This window comes from Dyella sp. AD56, assembly GCF_002878475.1.
Taxonomy (GTDB): Bacteria; Pseudomonadota; Gammaproteobacteria; order Xanthomonadales; family Rhodanobacteraceae; genus Dyella.
Genome location: NZ_NRDP01000002.1, coordinates 25,327 through 38,844, shown reverse-complemented (window position 1 = coordinate 38,844; position 13,518 = coordinate 25,327). Strand labels below are relative to the sequence as shown.

The window sequence follows — 13,518 nt, the reverse complement described above, 5'->3', positions numbered from 1 at the left end:
AGAGCTCGCATTCTAGAAGGCTTCGTGCCCAGTGGCGAGGCAGTGCGCCTTTTCGCGCGGGCGGCCTACGTGTTGTGTGGCTGCTAAGGCCAGAGCCCGTTCGGCGGATCTTCGTGTGCATCCAGTAGCCGGAAGTGCCCGTGTTCGAAGATGTAGTTGTACGTGCCGTGCCCGTGTTCGTTGCGGCTGCCGGCGACCACCAGCAGGTTGCTGTCGATGCGGTAATCGAGCGGCATGATCTCCGTATCGAACAGTTTGTCCTCCACGCCCCAGCTGACAGTGAACGGCAGCCAGGAGACCTCGCCATTGCGGGCGTCCAGGGCAAAAATCTGCAGGCAGCCACCGCCGCAGCCGACGGCGGAAAGCACGTAGTGGCCAGCGAAATTGACTTTCTCGCTGGCGGCGGCGTCTCGGATCATGGTGCGGTAGCGCTTGTCCTGCGCACTGCGAAGCATGGGTGCGGCGACTTGCCCTTGGTAGACGTTCTGCACCCGGAAGTTGTCGAAGCGCTGTAGCGATGCGCTATGCGCAGTGTGGACGACCCCGACAAGGAGCAGGGCGAGCAACCATGCGTTCGTTCTGCGCGTCATCGGGTGTCGCTAGAGCCGGTCAACGGCAGTTGTCGCGCAGCACGGCGAGCACGTCGGCTTCGTCCACGCCGCTGACGATGTCCGCCTGGCCGATACCACGCCACAGGATCAATCGCAGGGTGCCGGCCAGATTCTTTTTGTCCAGTCGCATCAGGGTGAGCAGGGGCTCCGGCTCCATGCTGGGCGGAATCGTCGTCGGCAGGCCCACCGCGTCGAGCAGGCGGTGCAGGCGCGTGGTGTCGGCGGACTCGCTCATGCCCAGCCGTTCGGAGAGCTGCGCGGCGAGCAGCATGCCAACGGCCACGCCTTCGCCGTGTAGCAAGACTTTGTACTTGCCCGCAGTTTCCAGCGCGTGGCCAAAGGTGTGGCCCAGGTTGAGCAGGGCGCGTTCACCTTGTTCCGTTTCGTCGCGCGCAACCACGCCGGCCTTGTATTGCACCTTGCGTGCGATGGCCTCGATCAGCGGGCCCGCCTCACGCGCATTCAGCGCGTCGGCGTTCGCTTCCAGCCACGCGAAAAAGTCAGCGTCGCCGATGGCAGCGCCCTTGATCACCTCCGCAAGCCCCGCGCGGTATTCGCGCTCGGGAAGCGTGGTGAGAGTGTCGGTATCGGCAATCACCGCGCGCGGCTGGTGGAACGCGCCTACCAGGTTCTTGCCGGCAGGCAGGTTTACGCCGGTCTTGCCGCCCACGGACGAGTCGACCATCGACAGCAGTGTCGTCGGCATCTGGATGAAATCGATGCCGCGCATCCAACAGGCCGCACTGAAGCCGGCCAGATCACCCACCACGCCACCGCCCAAGGCGATGACGCACGCATCGCGCGTGGCGCCCAGTTTCGCCAATGCGTCCAGCGCGAGGCCGACGTTGGCGAAGGTCTTGTGCGCTTCGCCGTCGTCGATGAGGAACGACGACCATGAAAGACCATCCAATCCTTCCGCTATGCGCTCCAGATAAAGTGGCGCCACGGTGGTGTTGCTGATCACCAGTGCATGCCGGCCGCGCAACGCAGCGCGCCAGCGGGCGTGATCATTGAGCAAGCCGGGGCCAATCCAGACGGGATAGCTGCGCTCGCCGAGGGCGACGTCGATGGTGCGGGGCTGGGTATGCGTAGTCATGCGGCGTGTTGGCGATGCCAATGTTGGTCGATCAGAAGAATGCTGCGCAGGCTGGCGGTATGGACGGTTTCGTGGGCGCCAGGGATGGCCAGGTCCGCGACTTCTTCATACAGCGACGTGCGTCGTTGCGACATCGCGGTGAGTCGTTCCGCGCGGTCCGCGCCGGCCAGCAAAGGGCGCTGGCGATCCTGGGCGAGGCGCTCCAACTGCTGCTCCAGCGTGGCCTGCAGCCACAGCACGTAGCCACGCTCGGCCAGCAGGCGACGGTTGGCCGGGTCGAGCACGGCGCCAGCGCCCGTGGCCATCACCACGCCGGCGCGCGCGCTGCATTCGGCCAGCAGGGTGGTTTCACGCTGGCGAAAGCCAGTCTCGCCCTCGATCTCGAACACGGTGCTGACCGGTACGCCGCAGACCCGCTCGATCTCCTGGTCGAGATCGACGAAGCTCAGCCCATAATGGTCAGCCAGCCGACGACCGATAGTCGTCTTGCCGGCGCCGGTCGGGCCGATGATGAACAGGTTGCACGATGGATTCATGGGTAAATGCTAACAGGCGCGAAAGCGCACGACTGATTCTCTCGACGAGGAGAATGCCATGAACGCGCGCGTGCTGATCGCTGGCGCGGGCGACGTGGGGCTGCGCGTAGCGCACCGATTGCGTGAGCGTGGTGACGACGTTTGGGCGCTGCGGCGTACCGCCCAGGCCGGTGATGGCGATGGCATCTGCTGGACTCAGGGCGACCTGACCCGGCCGGAAACACTGCACGACCTGCCCACAGGCATCAGCCATGTCGTGTACCTGCCCACGCCCGATGCCCGCGACGAGGCGCTGTATCGCGCCGTGTTCGTGGATGGATTACGGCATCTGCTTGGCGCGCTCGGCGGCTCCGAATTGCAACGCCTGTTGTTCGTCTCATCCAGCGCCGTTTACGGCGAACATGACGGTGCGTGGATCAACGAAGACACGCCTGTCGATCCACCGGGCTTCAATGGTCGCGTATTGCTGGACGCAGAGCGCTATGCGCATACGCACGCGCCCTCAGTCACTTTGCGATTGGCGGGACTCTACGGACCCGGTCGCCTGCAGTTGATCGATCGGTTGCGCGCCGGCACGGCCCGCGTGCCCCGCACCACGCCACACTGGGCCAACCGCATCCACGTCGACGACGCGGCCGCGGCGATCGTGCATCTGCTGTTCGCGCAAGATCCGCAGTCGCTTTACCTCGGTGTCGACGACACGCCGCTGCCACTGGACGTGCTCTATGACGATCTCGCGCGCCGCGTGCATGCGCCGGTACCGGGCGACGGTGCAGCGCCACCGGGCATCGGCAGCAAACGTTTGAGCAATGCCCGATTGCGCGCCAGCGGCTTCGTACCGCAATGGCCGGATGCACGTCTGGGATATGCAGCCCTGCTCGACGGTGACAATTGAGTCACCAGCCACAAGTACATCGACGTTCCATTCAACCAACCCAGGAGAAGCATCCATGCCAGCCAGCGTCTCGCTCCACATGGTCACCACCAGCAACGAGTTGCCGGGGCATCGCATCGTGCGCCCGATGGGCATCGTGCGTGGCATCACCGTGCGTTCGCGCAGCGTGGTGGGCAACCTCGGCGCCGCTCTGCAGACCCTGGTGGGTGGCAACATCACCATCTACACGGAACTGTGCGAGAAGGCGCGCGAGGAAGCCTTTGAGCTGATGTTGAGGCATGCCGCCGAACGCGGCGCCAACGCCGTAATCGGCATGCGCTACGACGCCAACGATGTGGCCGAGGGCGTGACCGAAGTGCTGGCCTACGGTACGGCGGTGCAGGTGGAGCCGGCCGCCTAAGAGCCGCTAACAAAACTACTGCGCGACCGTCAGGCGGGCGCGGTCGGTGCTCGGAATCCTCATGTACGCGCAAGTACACTCCGGTTCCTGCGCGCCGCCCGCACCCGCCTGACGGCCGCTCGCTACGTTTTGTTAGCGACTTTGAATATCAGCTGTGGTTGACGGCGATGACGTGTCGGTCATCGTCGTATTCCACCGTGGCATCGGCCAGCTCGGGCAGGATGGCGAGTGCGTGCCGGCTCAGGCGCTCATAGTGAGCCAGAAAGCGCACCATGGCCTCCGCGTCCATCGCCAGCGGGGCGTGCCGGGCCAGTAGCTCTTCCTCCTGCTGGCTGCGCCATTTGCGCACGACGTCCCAACTGGGCGCCAGCAACACGATCAGGGCGTCCAGTTTGCGCCACAGTGGCTGGTAGCTTCGCAACTGCTTGTTCACCCAGTGGCGCCAGGTGCCTTCCGGATCTTCCTCGCGCTCCAGGTCGTTGACCGGTTCTTCCAGTGCGGCCTGCAGCTGGGGACGTAGCCCAAGCGCCCAGCCTTCGAGGATGACGAGCTTCGGCGGCCGGGTGACCTTGGGCCATTTCGACGGCGCCGTGCGCGTGTCGCGGCCCTTGTCGAAGCGCGGGTAACTCACCGGCAGCTTGTCAGATGCCTGCGGCAATGCAGCCAGCACCGACATTAGTAGTTCGATTTCGTGCGTACCCGGCACGCCACGGGTGCGCAGCAGCGGATGGATCTGGTGAGCAAGGACTTCACGCTCGCTTCGCGAGTAGTAGAAGTCATCCAGCGACAGCACCTCGGTAGGCCAGCCACGGGCATCGGCCTGGGCCTTCATCTCCCGCGCCAGGGTGCTCTTGCCACTGCCCTGCAGGCCGGACAGGCCCAGCAGGTAGGGGCGCCGGGAACGGGCGATGCGCCCGGCGTACTGGTCGAGCAGGTGCCCGGCCAGGGTCGAATTCTGCGTGCTAGCATCTGGAGACATGCCCGCCATGATGGCGCGCGCGAGCCACGATTCAAGACCCCCATGCTGAAACCAGAAATCCTAGACACATTTGTGCAACTGTTGGACGAGGCCGGCAAGGCAGGAGAGCCTGAGCCGACCGCAATGAGCCTGGCCACGGTGGATGCGGCCGGGCGCGTGAGTTCGCGCATCGTGCTGCTCAAGGGGGCCGACGAGCGGGGGTTCCGCTTCTACACCAACTACGAAAGCGACAAGGGCAGCCAGGTCGAGTCGCACCCGCAGGTGGCGCTGTGCTTTCACTGGAAGCAGCTGCGCAACGCGGTGCAGGTGCGCGTGGAAGGCGTGTCGCGCAAGGTGCTGCCTGAAGAGTCCGATACGTATTTCGCCACGCGTCCGCGTGCCAGCCAGCTCGGTGCCTGGGCGTCGCTGCAATCGCAGACGCTGCCCGATCGCGACACGTTCGAGCAGCGCTACGCGCGCTACGAGCACGAGTTCGAAGGCCGCGACGTGCCGCGTCCGCCCAATTGGGGTGGCTACGTGGTGGAGCCGGACATGGTGGAGTTCTGGTACGGCGCCGAATACCGGCTGCACGAGCGCGTGCGCTGGAGCCGCCACGGCCAAACCTGGACGAGCCGCTTGCTTTACCCCTGATTCGATTGACCCGCCATTCGGAGGCTTCAAGCATGCGTGCAACGCCCGCCGATCACGTCGCCCAGAATGGCTTTGTCGTGCACACGCGCGGCCGCGGCTTCACCGAGATCACCGATAAGGTGGGTGACGTCGTAGCCGCCAGCGGTGTGCATACGGGCATCGCCCATATCTTCAGCCTGCACACGAGTTGCTCGCTGCTGATCAGCGAGAACGCCGACCCGGCCGTGCGCGACGATCTTGAGCGCTGGTTCGCGCGCGCCGTGCCCGATGGCGACAGCATCTTCCGCCATGACGAGGAAGGCCCAGACGACATGCCCGCCCACGTGCGCGCCATCCTCACCGGCGTCAGCCTGGTGGTTCCGGTGCACGCGGGCAAGGCGCAACTGGGCACCTGGCAGGGCATTTACCTATGGGAACACCGACTTGATCCGCACCAGCGCAAGATCACGGTGACCGTGTTGGGACATTGAACGCGTGACTGATATTCGCAACGCCGACCACTACCCGCAGCGCATCGTCTGCCTTACCGAAGAACCCACCGAAGTGCTCTATGCGCTTGGTGAGGAGCACCGCATCGTCGGCATCTCCGGCTTCACCGTGCGTCCGCCGCGGGCGCGCAAGGAGAAGCCCAAGGTATCCGCATTCACTAGCGCGAAGATCGACGAGATCCTCAAGCTGCAACCGGATTTCGTGATTGGGTTCTCCGATATCCAGGCAGACATCGCGCGTGAGTTGATCAAGGCCGGCGTAGAGGTGTGGATCAGCAACCATCGCAGCGTTGACGGCATCCTCGCTTACATCCGCCGATTGGGTGCGATGGTTGGCGCGGCGGAGAAAGCGGAAGCCTATGCGCGGAAAGCCGAGCAGCAGATTGCCCGCATCGAAGCGGCGGCTGCGCAGTTCGAGCGCCGACCGAAGGTGTATTTCGAGGAGTGGGACGAGCCTTTGATCACCGGCATCCAGTGGGTGGCGGAACTGATCCGGATCGCTGGCGGCGAGGATGTGTTTCCGCGGATGTCAGGGGAGTCGTTGGCGAAGCATCGCATTCTCGAAGACGCGGGCGAAGTGGTGCGCGCGGCGCCGGACATCATCCTCGGCTCATGGTGCGGGAAGCGGTTTCGCCCGGAGCGTGTCGCAGCGCGTGAGGGGTGGGATGCGATTCCTGCCGTGCGTGATGGGGCGCTTTATGAGATCAAGTCGCCGATCATTTTGCAGCCGGGGCCGGCGGCGCTGTTTGATGGGTTGGAGGCGATGCATGGGATTTTTGCGGAGTGGGATAGGGGGCGGCGGGGCTGACTTTTGGTGTTGCGCTGTTGGCGCGCGCTGTGGTGAGGGCTCGCGACTTTCTTTTCTCCCTCTCCCTTTCGAGGAGAGGGTTGGGGTGAGGGGTCAATCTAGCCTCGCCGTTTCGCCCATGCCGTCATCCCTGCGGAGGCAGGGATCCAGTGACTTTGCTTTCGGTTGTCGCGTGATCGCGACCTGCCACGACGCGATGTGCAGCTCCGCTGCACGAGCCTTCGGCTCAGTGCTTTTGACCTTCGGGCCCCCTGTGCGGCGGTGAGGGGTGGACGAGAAGGCCCGTAGGGGGATCGGCATGGATGCCGATTCCTTTTCGCCAGGGCAGGATGCCCTGTCGAAAAGCCCGGCCGCCCCTCACGAACTGGCCGGCTTCACCGGCCAGCGCCAAGTGGGGGTGCCCTTTCTTTGGGTTACTTTTCTTTGGGCAAGCAAAGAAAAGTGACTCGGCCTCCGGCAGGAGGTAGAAACGCCCGCCGCGTAGGCGGCCAGATCACCGTGACGCGACAACCAAGCGATACAGAAACTGGATCCCTGCCTACGCAGGGATGACGATCACAACGGTGAGGCTGGATTGACCCCTCACCCCAACCCTCTCCCCGAAGGGGCGAGGGAGTAAGACTGAGGCACGTAATGCTCTTCGCGCGCAGCCTCTGAGCGTGCTTTGAAAGCGCAGCTAAGTTGAAAGAGCAACGCTCTAGATCAGCTTCTCAACAACTACGTGCTGAGAGACAAATCAATTCGGCCGCTGATCCGCAAACGCGTAAACGTGATCCGCCCACTGCGTCGCTTCAAGATAAATCGCCGCCATGCGACGAATCACCTGCGGCTGCACTTCGCCACCGCGCAGGTTGCCTGCTTCCCATGCACGAATCTGATCCAGCAACATGGCAAACGGACCCTTGTTCTCCAGCAGCGCGCTGCTGATCTCGCGAGCGAGCGGCAAATGCCACAGCACGAAATCCATCGGCGCTTCCATCATGGCGTCGAGCAACGAGAACAAACCGGCGGTGAAAGCCATTTCGCGCTGTTCGGCAGGCATGCCCTGCGCCAGTTTTTCGGCCATATGTGCGCGGATCAGCGCAGCGCGCAGCAGTTCCGGCGGACGGTCGCCGGTACCGCTCAGCGCCATGGTGTAGATCCAGTTACGCAGGCGGGCGGCGCCGAAGAAGATGGCGGCCTGCTGCACGGATTTGAGCTGGCGAGGCAGGGCGAAGTAGGCGGAGTTTACGCAGCCCAGCAGCTTGTAGCTGAGGATGGCGTCGTCGCGCACGATCTGGCCCAGTTCAACGGGGCCAGGGTTGCCTTCCTGCAGTGCCTTCATCAGGCGCAGTAGGCTGAGGCGGCTCGCGGCCAACACAGGCACGGCAACCGGTTCGGGTTTGAGCAGGAACTGGCCCTGGATCGCCTGCAAGGGCAGCGATTCGCAGCGGTGATAGGTGTCGTGGTCGTCTACCTGGCCGGCGACGACGTGGGTGCCGCGCGCGTGCAGGTATTCGCTGCGCGAGCGCAGTGTTGCGGGATCGAGCTTGCTGGCATCCAGGCGTACGAACTGCACGATCTTCAGTAGCGGTTCGACCGCGGGATTGAATTCCAGTGTCGTGTCGCCGGCATCGAGCATCAGCGGGCAACCGCGCTGCGCCATGCGGGACAGGCGTTCGACCAATGCGGGATCGGTCGCCGCTTCGGGCTTGAGCAGCACGCCGAAGCGTGGCTGGTGCTGTAGCACGTCGGTTTCTTCCATCAACAGCTCGTGCGTGAGCCGGAGGAAGGTGCGATTGCCACGCACGAGGCGGGCGAGGGCGCCGTCCGTGATGGTGGCGAGTGCGCGACGCATAAGGACGTCTTCGTTCTCGACATCATCCTGGAACACGATCTCGTACGCGAACAGCTCGCGCCGGTTGTCCAGCATGGGCAGGCGAATCACTGGCAGCGGTTGTTCGCTGGCGGTGGATACGTCCTGGGCTGTGGTGATGGCCGCGGCTTCGCTCATGATCGATCGACGTGTGGACGATGGTTGAGTGGGACGGCAATGACGCCGGCAAAACTGGAGCACACGTGGAGGCGTGCGCGCATGTTGATGTTTGCTTAGGCCTCGGCCAGCGGTTGCGAGCGCAGGCTCGTGCGCAGGTCACCCGCGCGGCCGTACACACTTGCTTCCGTCTCGTTGCCGGTAAGTACCGCCAGCGCCTTGCGCACCTGCTGCAGACGGATACCCACGAGGTAGCCATTGCGCTGGTTGAGCTGCTGACAGGCACGTAGCGACTGCAGAACTTCTTGCCACTTCGGTGCCAGCACGCGGCTGGCTTCCGGTGCACCTTGGCTCAACTGCACGCGTTCGCCGTCGAGTTGTTCCAGACGCACCATCAGTTCGTGCTTGTTGGCGCCGGCGTGGTTGAGCGCGTCGACGTCAGCTGTTTCCAAGGCGGAGCGCTCGGTGGTAAGCGCGTCCATCAATTCGCCCACTGCCAGCCGCATCTCCTCGACCGAGGCCGTCAGGGCATGGTCTAGTTCGGCTTGCAGGGACGGGTTCATGACTTGCCGTTGAGCTGGTTGTCGAGCGACATCATGCGGTCGGCGATGCGGCCGGCGTCCACTTTGTAGGTGCCGTTCGCGAGAGCCTGGCGGATCTGATCGACTTTCTTCGTGTCCATGGTGGCACCGTCGGTGGTGCGGGCTGCTTCCTGCAGGGCGCGTGCGGAGTCGGTCAACTGCACGCGGTCGGTGGTACCCGTGCTGCCGGCAGTGGCGTCGCTGGACGTTGTGCTGGCGGGGCTCTGCGTGGCGCTGCTGCCCTGGCCCGTGGGGGGCTGGGGGAGCTTCGGCAAGCCGTTGTTGGAAATGGTGGTGTTCATGGGGTCCGTTCTCTTGGATTGCTGGCCCTGTTGCTGACAGGATCGGCCGGCTGGCCGCAAACTTTAATCGTTTATGCGAGTCGGTTCAGGGAACTGCGAGCACCTCGCCGGGTGCCATGACCATGGCGTCGATCACTTTGCCCGAGCTGCCGTTGCGTACCTTGAGGCGCGAACCGCTGTCCCCGCCACCCAGCGCGACGCCGCTGGCGCGAACCTCGATACCGTTGAGCCGGGATACCAGTTGCACCTGGTCACCCGCCTTCACGGCGCTGCGTCCCCCCAGGGCGGACGGAGTGACGACGTTGCCGGCGCCCAGGGCGCGGGCAAGGGTACGTCCTTCCAGGTCCGCCATGTCACTCACATAGCCATAGCCCAGGCGGGTGATGTCGCGTTCCTCCGTGCGCACGTCGTCGGCGCGTACGCCGTCGCCGCGCTGCAGGGGGCGCACCAGCACCAGCACCTGACGGAAAACTTGCAGTTGCACCGGCACATGCAGGGTCCAGCCGTCCGCGCCGGGGCATCGCACCAGTACGGTCATGCGCGGCATCAGTCGCGCACCGGCTTGCAGGCTGACATTGGTTGCCACGGGGCAGGGCGCCAGTTCCAGCGTTCGCGTATCCAGTTCCGCGGCCTTGGCTACGACACGGCTGCCTGGGGTTTCGTACTGGCCGCGCAACCACTGCTCCGCACTGGCACGCGCCGCCTGTGCCGGCTCCGCGGCATGGGCGGGCAGCACGAGGGCGCTGAGCAGCAAGGTGGCCAGTACGCGCCGGCTCACAAGTCGGCCAGCAACGCGTTGAGCTGGGTGAGCAAGGTTTCGCGCTCGCCCTCCAATTGCTGCATCAACTGCCCTGCCTGATCGATTTGGCCATCGCACAGCAAGCTGGCGAAGGCGGTGCCTTGTTCGCGCAAGCGTGTGCCCGTGGCGCTAAGTGCGTTGGCCGCCGGGTTGCTGCCGCGGCTGGCGGTAAGGCGTTCCAGCGTGCGGCTGAGCGCCTGCGTGTCGAACCAGCGGCGGTCGAGCGCAGCCGGTTCCTGCAGGGCCAGCTCCATAGCCTGGCGCAGACCCTGCGCGGCTTCGCGCACGGTCAGGCTGAGGCTGGCCGGGTCTTCACCGGTTTCAGTCTCCAGCCAGTCCAGAGCGAGGCGATGGCCGAGCAAGGTGCCGCGGCTCAGTGCTTCGGATTGGCGCGTGGTTTCGGCAGAGCGACGGTGCCATACGCCCAGCGCGGCCTGTGCGGCGACGGCGCGTGCGTGCTGCGCGTCCTGGTTTTTATGCATGGTGCCGATGCGCTCGTCCATCTGGCGCAGCGCTTCGCTGCTGTCATGCAGCGAGGTTTCGGTCTGGCTGACGCCGCCCTGGGCGCGGTCGAGGCGCTGCAGGCCTTGCTGTACGTCGCCATCCAGCTGTTGGGAGAACTCCCCAATGGAGCCGGTCACCAGTTCGATCTCGCCGGTGGCCTGGCTGGTCTTCTCAGCCAGTTGCTTGACCTCGTCGGCCACCACGGCGAAGCCGCGACCCGCTTCACCCGCACGGGCGGCCTCGATAGCCGCGTTGAGGGCAACCAGGTTGGTCTGGTGGGCGATCTCCTGCACCACCCCGGTGAGCTTGCGGATCTGCGCCACTTGCTCGGCCAGCTTGCTCTGGTTGCGATTCATGGCCGATAGAGCGGTGCGCAGCAGGCGCAGTTGACCGTCCAGCTCGCTCACGCTGCGCTCGCTGCCTTCGCCAGTCTGACGCGCGTAGCTCAGGCTGGTGGCGATCTGTTGCAGTGATGTCGAGATTCCGGCACTGCCGTCCGTCAAACGACCGACGTCGTCGCGGCTTTCCTGTGCCGACTTGTGCATGGACGCTTGTTCGCGGGCCAATTGTTGGGCCGCGCCGAGCACCAGGCCCAGTTGTTCCATCGTCTGCATGGCGACGGCTACCGGTGGCCGCGTAGTGGACACAGCCGCCAGCAGCGGGGCCAAGGCCTGCGCTGTGCGGGGGTGCCGGGCCGATAGCTGTGCGACCTGCGCCCGGTCACCCGCGGCGGCGGCGCGGGCGAGATCGGCGAGATGCTGGCTCCAGATCAGACTCATGGGTGGATCGTTCCTTCCTATAAGGGTCGCCCCAGGCATCGGCGGCGAACGTCGGAACTTGAGAAGCAAGCGACGTGCCATGAGGGCCATCCCGCGCTCAAGCCGTGGCTGACCCGGCCGATACGCGGGGAGTAAAGGCGGCTGGGCCGCCGCGAGGAAACCGCATGAGCGCGTGGATGGACAAGGTGGAGCAGCAGACCCGGCTGGCGGGGCATAACCGCGTGGCCATACTGCTGTTTCGCATGGGCGACGAGCAGCTGTTTGGCATCAACGTATTCAAGGTGCGCGAGGTCATGCGTCGCCCGCCGATGGAGCGCATGCCTGACGCCCATCCCCTGATTGCCGGTAGCTGCGATTACCGCGGCACCACTATCCCCATCATCGACCTGGCCGTTGCGCTGGGGTACCCCTCGCTGCGCGACGTCACTTCTGCGCACCTGATGGTCACCGAGTTCAGCCGCAGCGTGCAGGGCTTTCTGGTGGCCGAGCCGCAGCGGCTGGTCCAGTGCGACGGCGAGTCGCTCGCCGCGCCGGCGCCCGCGCTGGGCTTCGGCAGCCGCGTCAACGCGGTAACGCGCGTGGACGGTGCGCTGGTGGCGGTGGTGGACGTGGAGCATGTACTGGCCTCACTCAACGCCACGCCCACCGAGCTGTCGGCCCCGATGCAGCGCATCGCCCGGGTCCACGACCTGCAGCCGCGCCGCGTGATGGTGGTGGACGACTCGCTGGTTGCCCGCAATCAGCTGGTGAACCTGTTCCGGCAGATGGATGTGGAATGCGTGGTCGCGACGGATGGGCGCGAAGCGTTGGAGCGGCTGCAGGCCATCGCTGAATCGCCCGGCGAGGAGCGGGTGACGCTGGTGGTGTCGGACATCGAGATGCCGCGGCTGGATGGCTATGCGTTGACCCGCGCAATTCGCGAGACGCTCGCGCTGCGGACGCTGAAAGTGGTGTTGCACAGTTCGATCAGTGGAATTTTCAATGAGGCGATGGTGCGCGAGGTGAATGCGGATCGCTTTGTGGCGAAGTTTCAGCCGGATGTGTTGGCGCAGGCGGTGTTGGATTTAATGCCGGAGAGGTTTGGGGAGTTTTGAGTTTTGGGAGCGGTGCTTGGCTCTTTGCTTTTCTCCCTCCCCCCTTTGGGGAGAGGGTTGGGGTGAGGGGTGGGTGCTCGCCTTAGCGTTTCGATAGAATCGTCACCCCGGCGCCGGCCGGGGTCCAGAGCCTCAGTGTTTGGTTTTAGCAATACGGCGATCTGGCCGCCTACGCGGCGTGCGTTCCGACCTCCTGCCGGAGGCCGGGTCACTTTTCTTTGCTTGCCCACGCACGCGCAGGAGCGCGTGCGAACGGCGAAGCCGGCCCGAAGGGCGGAGGGCAGGATGCCCGGAGTAAAGAAAAGTAACCCAAAGAAAGGGCACCCCGGATGAGGCGCCTTTCGGGCCTGCGGCCCTCCAGGTGCGCGGTCGGGTTCCGGGCTTTTCGACGGGGCTCCTGCCCCGGCGAAAAGGAATCGGCATCCATGCCGATTCCCCTGCGGGGCCTTTTCTCCACCCGCCCGCCGCCTCATACGGGGACCTGGTAGATCAAGAGCTAGAGCCGACGGCTCGTGCCGCTGCGCTGCACATCGCGTCGCGGAGCGTGGCGATGCGACCCAACGTGTTGTTGACGACGTCGCATGTTGGTGTCGGTTAGAAGTAGGGTTCCGCGAGTCTTCCCGGATTCTCGCTGCGCTTCATCCGGGCTACGTTGCTTTCTCTTCTGCCTCGACTTTGATCGCTAAGACAGGAGCAACGCGACCTGTCGCGATGCGATGTGCAGCGCTGCTGCACGAGCCGTCCGCTTTCGCCTTTGACCGTCGGGCCCCCTGTGCGGCGGTGAGGGGTGGACGAAAAGGCCCGCAGGGGGATCGGCAAGGATGCCGATCCCTTTTCGCCAGGGCAGGAAGCCCTGTCGAAAAGCCCGGCCACCCCTCACGAACTGGCCGGCTTCACCGGCCAGCGCCAAGTGGGGGTGCCCTTTCTCTGGGTTACTTTTCTTTGGGCAAGCAAAGAAAAGTGACTCGGCCTCCGGTAGGAGGGCGAAACGCCCGCCGCGTAGGCGGCCAGGTCGCCGTGACGCGACAACCAAGCGGAAGGTCA

At 64.9% G+C, this 13,518-nt stretch carries 17 protein-coding genes and 1 other RNA gene; 9 read left to right on the top strand and 9 right to left on the bottom strand.

The window, feature by feature from the left end:
* Positions 1-83: 83 nt before the first annotated feature.
* The 3 genes from DyAD56_RS02345 to DyAD56_RS02335 are packed head-to-tail and all read right to left on the bottom strand — an operon-like array spanning position 84 to position 2,243.
* Positions 84-590, bottom strand: coding sequence for a hypothetical protein (locus tag DyAD56_RS02345; protein ID WP_146010417.1), 507 nt, complete (start codon positions 588-590; stop codon positions 84-86).
* Positions 591-609: 19 nt separating this feature from the next.
* Positions 610-1,707 (bottom strand): 3-dehydroquinate synthase, encoded by a 1,098-nt coding sequence (gene aroB / locus DyAD56_RS02340; RefSeq protein ID WP_102301150.1) that lies wholly within the window; start codon positions 1,705-1,707, stop codon positions 610-612.
* The gene (locus DyAD56_RS02335; protein WP_102301149.1) at positions 1,704-2,243 is read right to left on the bottom strand and encodes a shikimate kinase; all 540 of its coding nucleotides are present in this window, start codon (positions 2,241-2,243) and stop codon (positions 1,704-1,706) included. Before DyAD56_RS02335 ends, aroB begins: the two co-directional genes overlap by 4 nt.
* 58 nt (positions 2,244-2,301) lie before the next feature.
* Between DyAD56_RS02335 and DyAD56_RS02330 the strand changes: the two genes are divergently transcribed.
* From DyAD56_RS02330 to DyAD56_RS02320, 3 genes are all read left to right on the top strand, one after another.
* Positions 2,302-3,138, top strand: a complete 837-nt coding sequence (locus tag DyAD56_RS02330) for an NAD-dependent epimerase/dehydratase family protein (protein ID WP_102301148.1) — start codon at positions 2,302-2,304, stop codon at positions 3,136-3,138.
* A gap of 55 nt (positions 3,139-3,193) precedes the next feature.
* Positions 3,194-3,538: a heavy metal-binding domain-containing protein gene (locus tag DyAD56_RS02325; protein ID WP_102301147.1), complete on the top strand. Its 345-nt coding sequence runs from the start codon at positions 3,194-3,196 to the stop codon at positions 3,536-3,538.
* Positions 3,539-3,599: 61 nt separating this feature from the next.
* Positions 3,600-3,676: non-coding RNA, sX9 sRNA (locus tag DyAD56_RS02320), on the top strand.
* 10 nt (positions 3,677-3,686) lie between these two features.
* Here the strand turns inward: DyAD56_RS02320 and DyAD56_RS02315 are convergent.
* Positions 3,687-4,517, bottom strand: coding sequence for a kinase (locus tag DyAD56_RS02315; protein WP_102301197.1), 831 nt, complete (start codon positions 4,515-4,517; stop codon positions 3,687-3,689).
* A 42-nt stretch (positions 4,518-4,559) separates the two neighbouring features.
* Between DyAD56_RS02315 and pdxH the strand changes: the two genes are divergently transcribed.
* The 4 genes from pdxH (at position 4,560) to DyAD56_RS23805 (ending at position 6,888) form a co-directional block, all read left to right on the top strand.
* Positions 4,560-5,147, top strand: coding sequence for a pyridoxamine 5'-phosphate oxidase (gene pdxH / locus DyAD56_RS02310; RefSeq protein WP_102301146.1), 588 nt, complete (start codon positions 4,560-4,562; stop codon positions 5,145-5,147).
* 32 nt (positions 5,148-5,179) lie between these two features.
* The gene (locus tag DyAD56_RS02305; RefSeq protein WP_102301145.1) at positions 5,180-5,617 is read left to right on the top strand and encodes a secondary thiamine-phosphate synthase enzyme YjbQ; all 438 of its coding nucleotides are present in this window, start codon (positions 5,180-5,182) and stop codon (positions 5,615-5,617) included.
* Positions 5,618-5,621: 4 nt separating this feature from the next.
* On the top strand, positions 5,622-6,443 hold the full coding sequence (locus tag DyAD56_RS02300) for a cobalamin-binding protein (RefSeq protein WP_102301144.1): 822 nt from the start codon (positions 5,622-5,624) through the stop codon (positions 6,441-6,443).
* A gap of 298 nt (positions 6,444-6,741) precedes the next feature.
* Positions 6,742-6,888 (top strand): hypothetical protein, encoded by a 147-nt coding sequence (locus tag DyAD56_RS23805; RefSeq protein WP_158241229.1) that lies wholly within the window; start codon positions 6,742-6,744, stop codon positions 6,886-6,888.
* A gap of 291 nt (positions 6,889-7,179) precedes the next feature.
* Here DyAD56_RS23805 and DyAD56_RS02290 read toward each other — a convergent pair whose 3' ends face one another.
* From DyAD56_RS02290 to DyAD56_RS02270, 5 genes are all read right to left on the bottom strand, one after another.
* Positions 7,180-8,436 (bottom strand): HDOD domain-containing protein, encoded by a 1,257-nt coding sequence (locus tag DyAD56_RS02290; RefSeq protein WP_102301142.1) that lies wholly within the window; start codon positions 8,434-8,436, stop codon positions 7,180-7,182.
* A gap of 95 nt (positions 8,437-8,531) precedes the next feature.
* Positions 8,532-8,978, bottom strand: a complete 447-nt coding sequence (locus tag DyAD56_RS02285; RefSeq protein ID WP_102301141.1) for a flagellar protein FlgN — start codon at positions 8,976-8,978, stop codon at positions 8,532-8,534.
* Positions 8,975-9,298, bottom strand: coding sequence for a flagellar biosynthesis anti-sigma factor FlgM (gene flgM, locus DyAD56_RS02280; protein WP_102301140.1), 324 nt, complete (start codon positions 9,296-9,298; stop codon positions 8,975-8,977). The genes DyAD56_RS02285 and flgM overlap by 4 nt, the downstream gene beginning before the upstream one ends.
* Before the next feature lie 85 nt (positions 9,299-9,383).
* Positions 9,384-10,076, bottom strand: coding sequence for a flagellar basal body P-ring formation chaperone FlgA (gene flgA / locus DyAD56_RS02275; RefSeq protein ID WP_102301139.1), 693 nt, complete (start codon positions 10,074-10,076; stop codon positions 9,384-9,386).
* Positions 10,073-11,380, bottom strand: a complete 1,308-nt coding sequence (locus DyAD56_RS02270; protein ID WP_102301138.1) for a methyl-accepting chemotaxis protein — start codon at positions 11,378-11,380, stop codon at positions 10,073-10,075. Before DyAD56_RS02270 ends, flgA begins: the two co-directional genes overlap by 4 nt.
* A gap of 164 nt (positions 11,381-11,544) precedes the next feature.
* Between DyAD56_RS02270 and DyAD56_RS02265 the strand changes: the two genes are divergently transcribed.
* Both DyAD56_RS02265 and DyAD56_RS23800 read left to right on the top strand, forming a co-directional pair.
* Complete coding sequence (locus DyAD56_RS02265; protein WP_102301137.1) at positions 11,545-12,474, top strand: chemotaxis protein; 930 nt, start codon at positions 11,545-11,547, stop codon at positions 12,472-12,474.
* Positions 12,475-13,261: 787 nt separating this feature from the next.
* Positions 13,262-13,438: a hypothetical protein gene (locus DyAD56_RS23800; protein WP_158241228.1), complete on the top strand. Its 177-nt coding sequence runs from the start codon at positions 13,262-13,264 to the stop codon at positions 13,436-13,438.
* The last annotated feature ends 80 nt before the right edge of the window (positions 13,439-13,518 follow it).

Coding starts and splice junctions, on each gene's coding strand:
- DyAD56_RS02345 (WP_146010417.1), bottom strand. CDS start 590: ATGACGCGCAGAACGAACGCATGGTTGCTCGCCCTGCTCCTTGTCGGG.
- aroB (WP_102301150.1), bottom strand. CDS start 1,707: ATGACTACGCATACCCAGCCCCGCACCATCGACGTCGCCCTCGGCGAG.
- DyAD56_RS02335 (WP_102301149.1), bottom strand. CDS start 2,243: ATGAATCCATCGTGCAACCTGTTCATCATCGGCCCGACCGGCGCCGGC.
- DyAD56_RS02330 (WP_102301148.1), top strand. CDS start 2,302: ATGAACGCGCGCGTGCTGATCGCTGGCGCGGGCGACGTGGGGCTGCGC.
- DyAD56_RS02325 (WP_102301147.1), top strand. CDS start 3,194: ATGCCAGCCAGCGTCTCGCTCCACATGGTCACCACCAGCAACGAGTTG.
- DyAD56_RS02315 (WP_102301197.1), bottom strand. CDS start 4,517: ATGTCTCCAGATGCTAGCACGCAGAATTCGACCCTGGCCGGGCACCTG.
- pdxH (WP_102301146.1), top strand. CDS start 4,560: ATGCTGAAACCAGAAATCCTAGACACATTTGTGCAACTGTTGGACGAG.
- DyAD56_RS02305 (WP_102301145.1), top strand. CDS start 5,180: ATGCGTGCAACGCCCGCCGATCACGTCGCCCAGAATGGCTTTGTCGTG.
- DyAD56_RS23805 (WP_158241229.1), top strand. CDS start 6,742: ATGGATGCCGATTCCTTTTCGCCAGGGCAGGATGCCCTGTCGAAAAGC.
- DyAD56_RS02290 (WP_102301142.1), bottom strand. CDS start 8,436: ATGAGCGAAGCCGCGGCCATCACCACAGCCCAGGACGTATCCACCGCC.
- DyAD56_RS02285 (WP_102301141.1), bottom strand. CDS start 8,978: ATGAACCCGTCCCTGCAAGCCGAACTAGACCATGCCCTGACGGCCTCG.
- flgM (WP_102301140.1), bottom strand. CDS start 9,298: ATGAACACCACCATTTCCAACAACGGCTTGCCGAAGCTCCCCCAGCCC.
- DyAD56_RS02270 (WP_102301138.1), bottom strand. CDS start 11,380: ATGAGTCTGATCTGGAGCCAGCATCTCGCCGATCTCGCCCGCGCCGCC.
- DyAD56_RS02265 (WP_102301137.1), top strand. CDS start 11,545: ATGAGCGCGTGGATGGACAAGGTGGAGCAGCAGACCCGGCTGGCGGGG.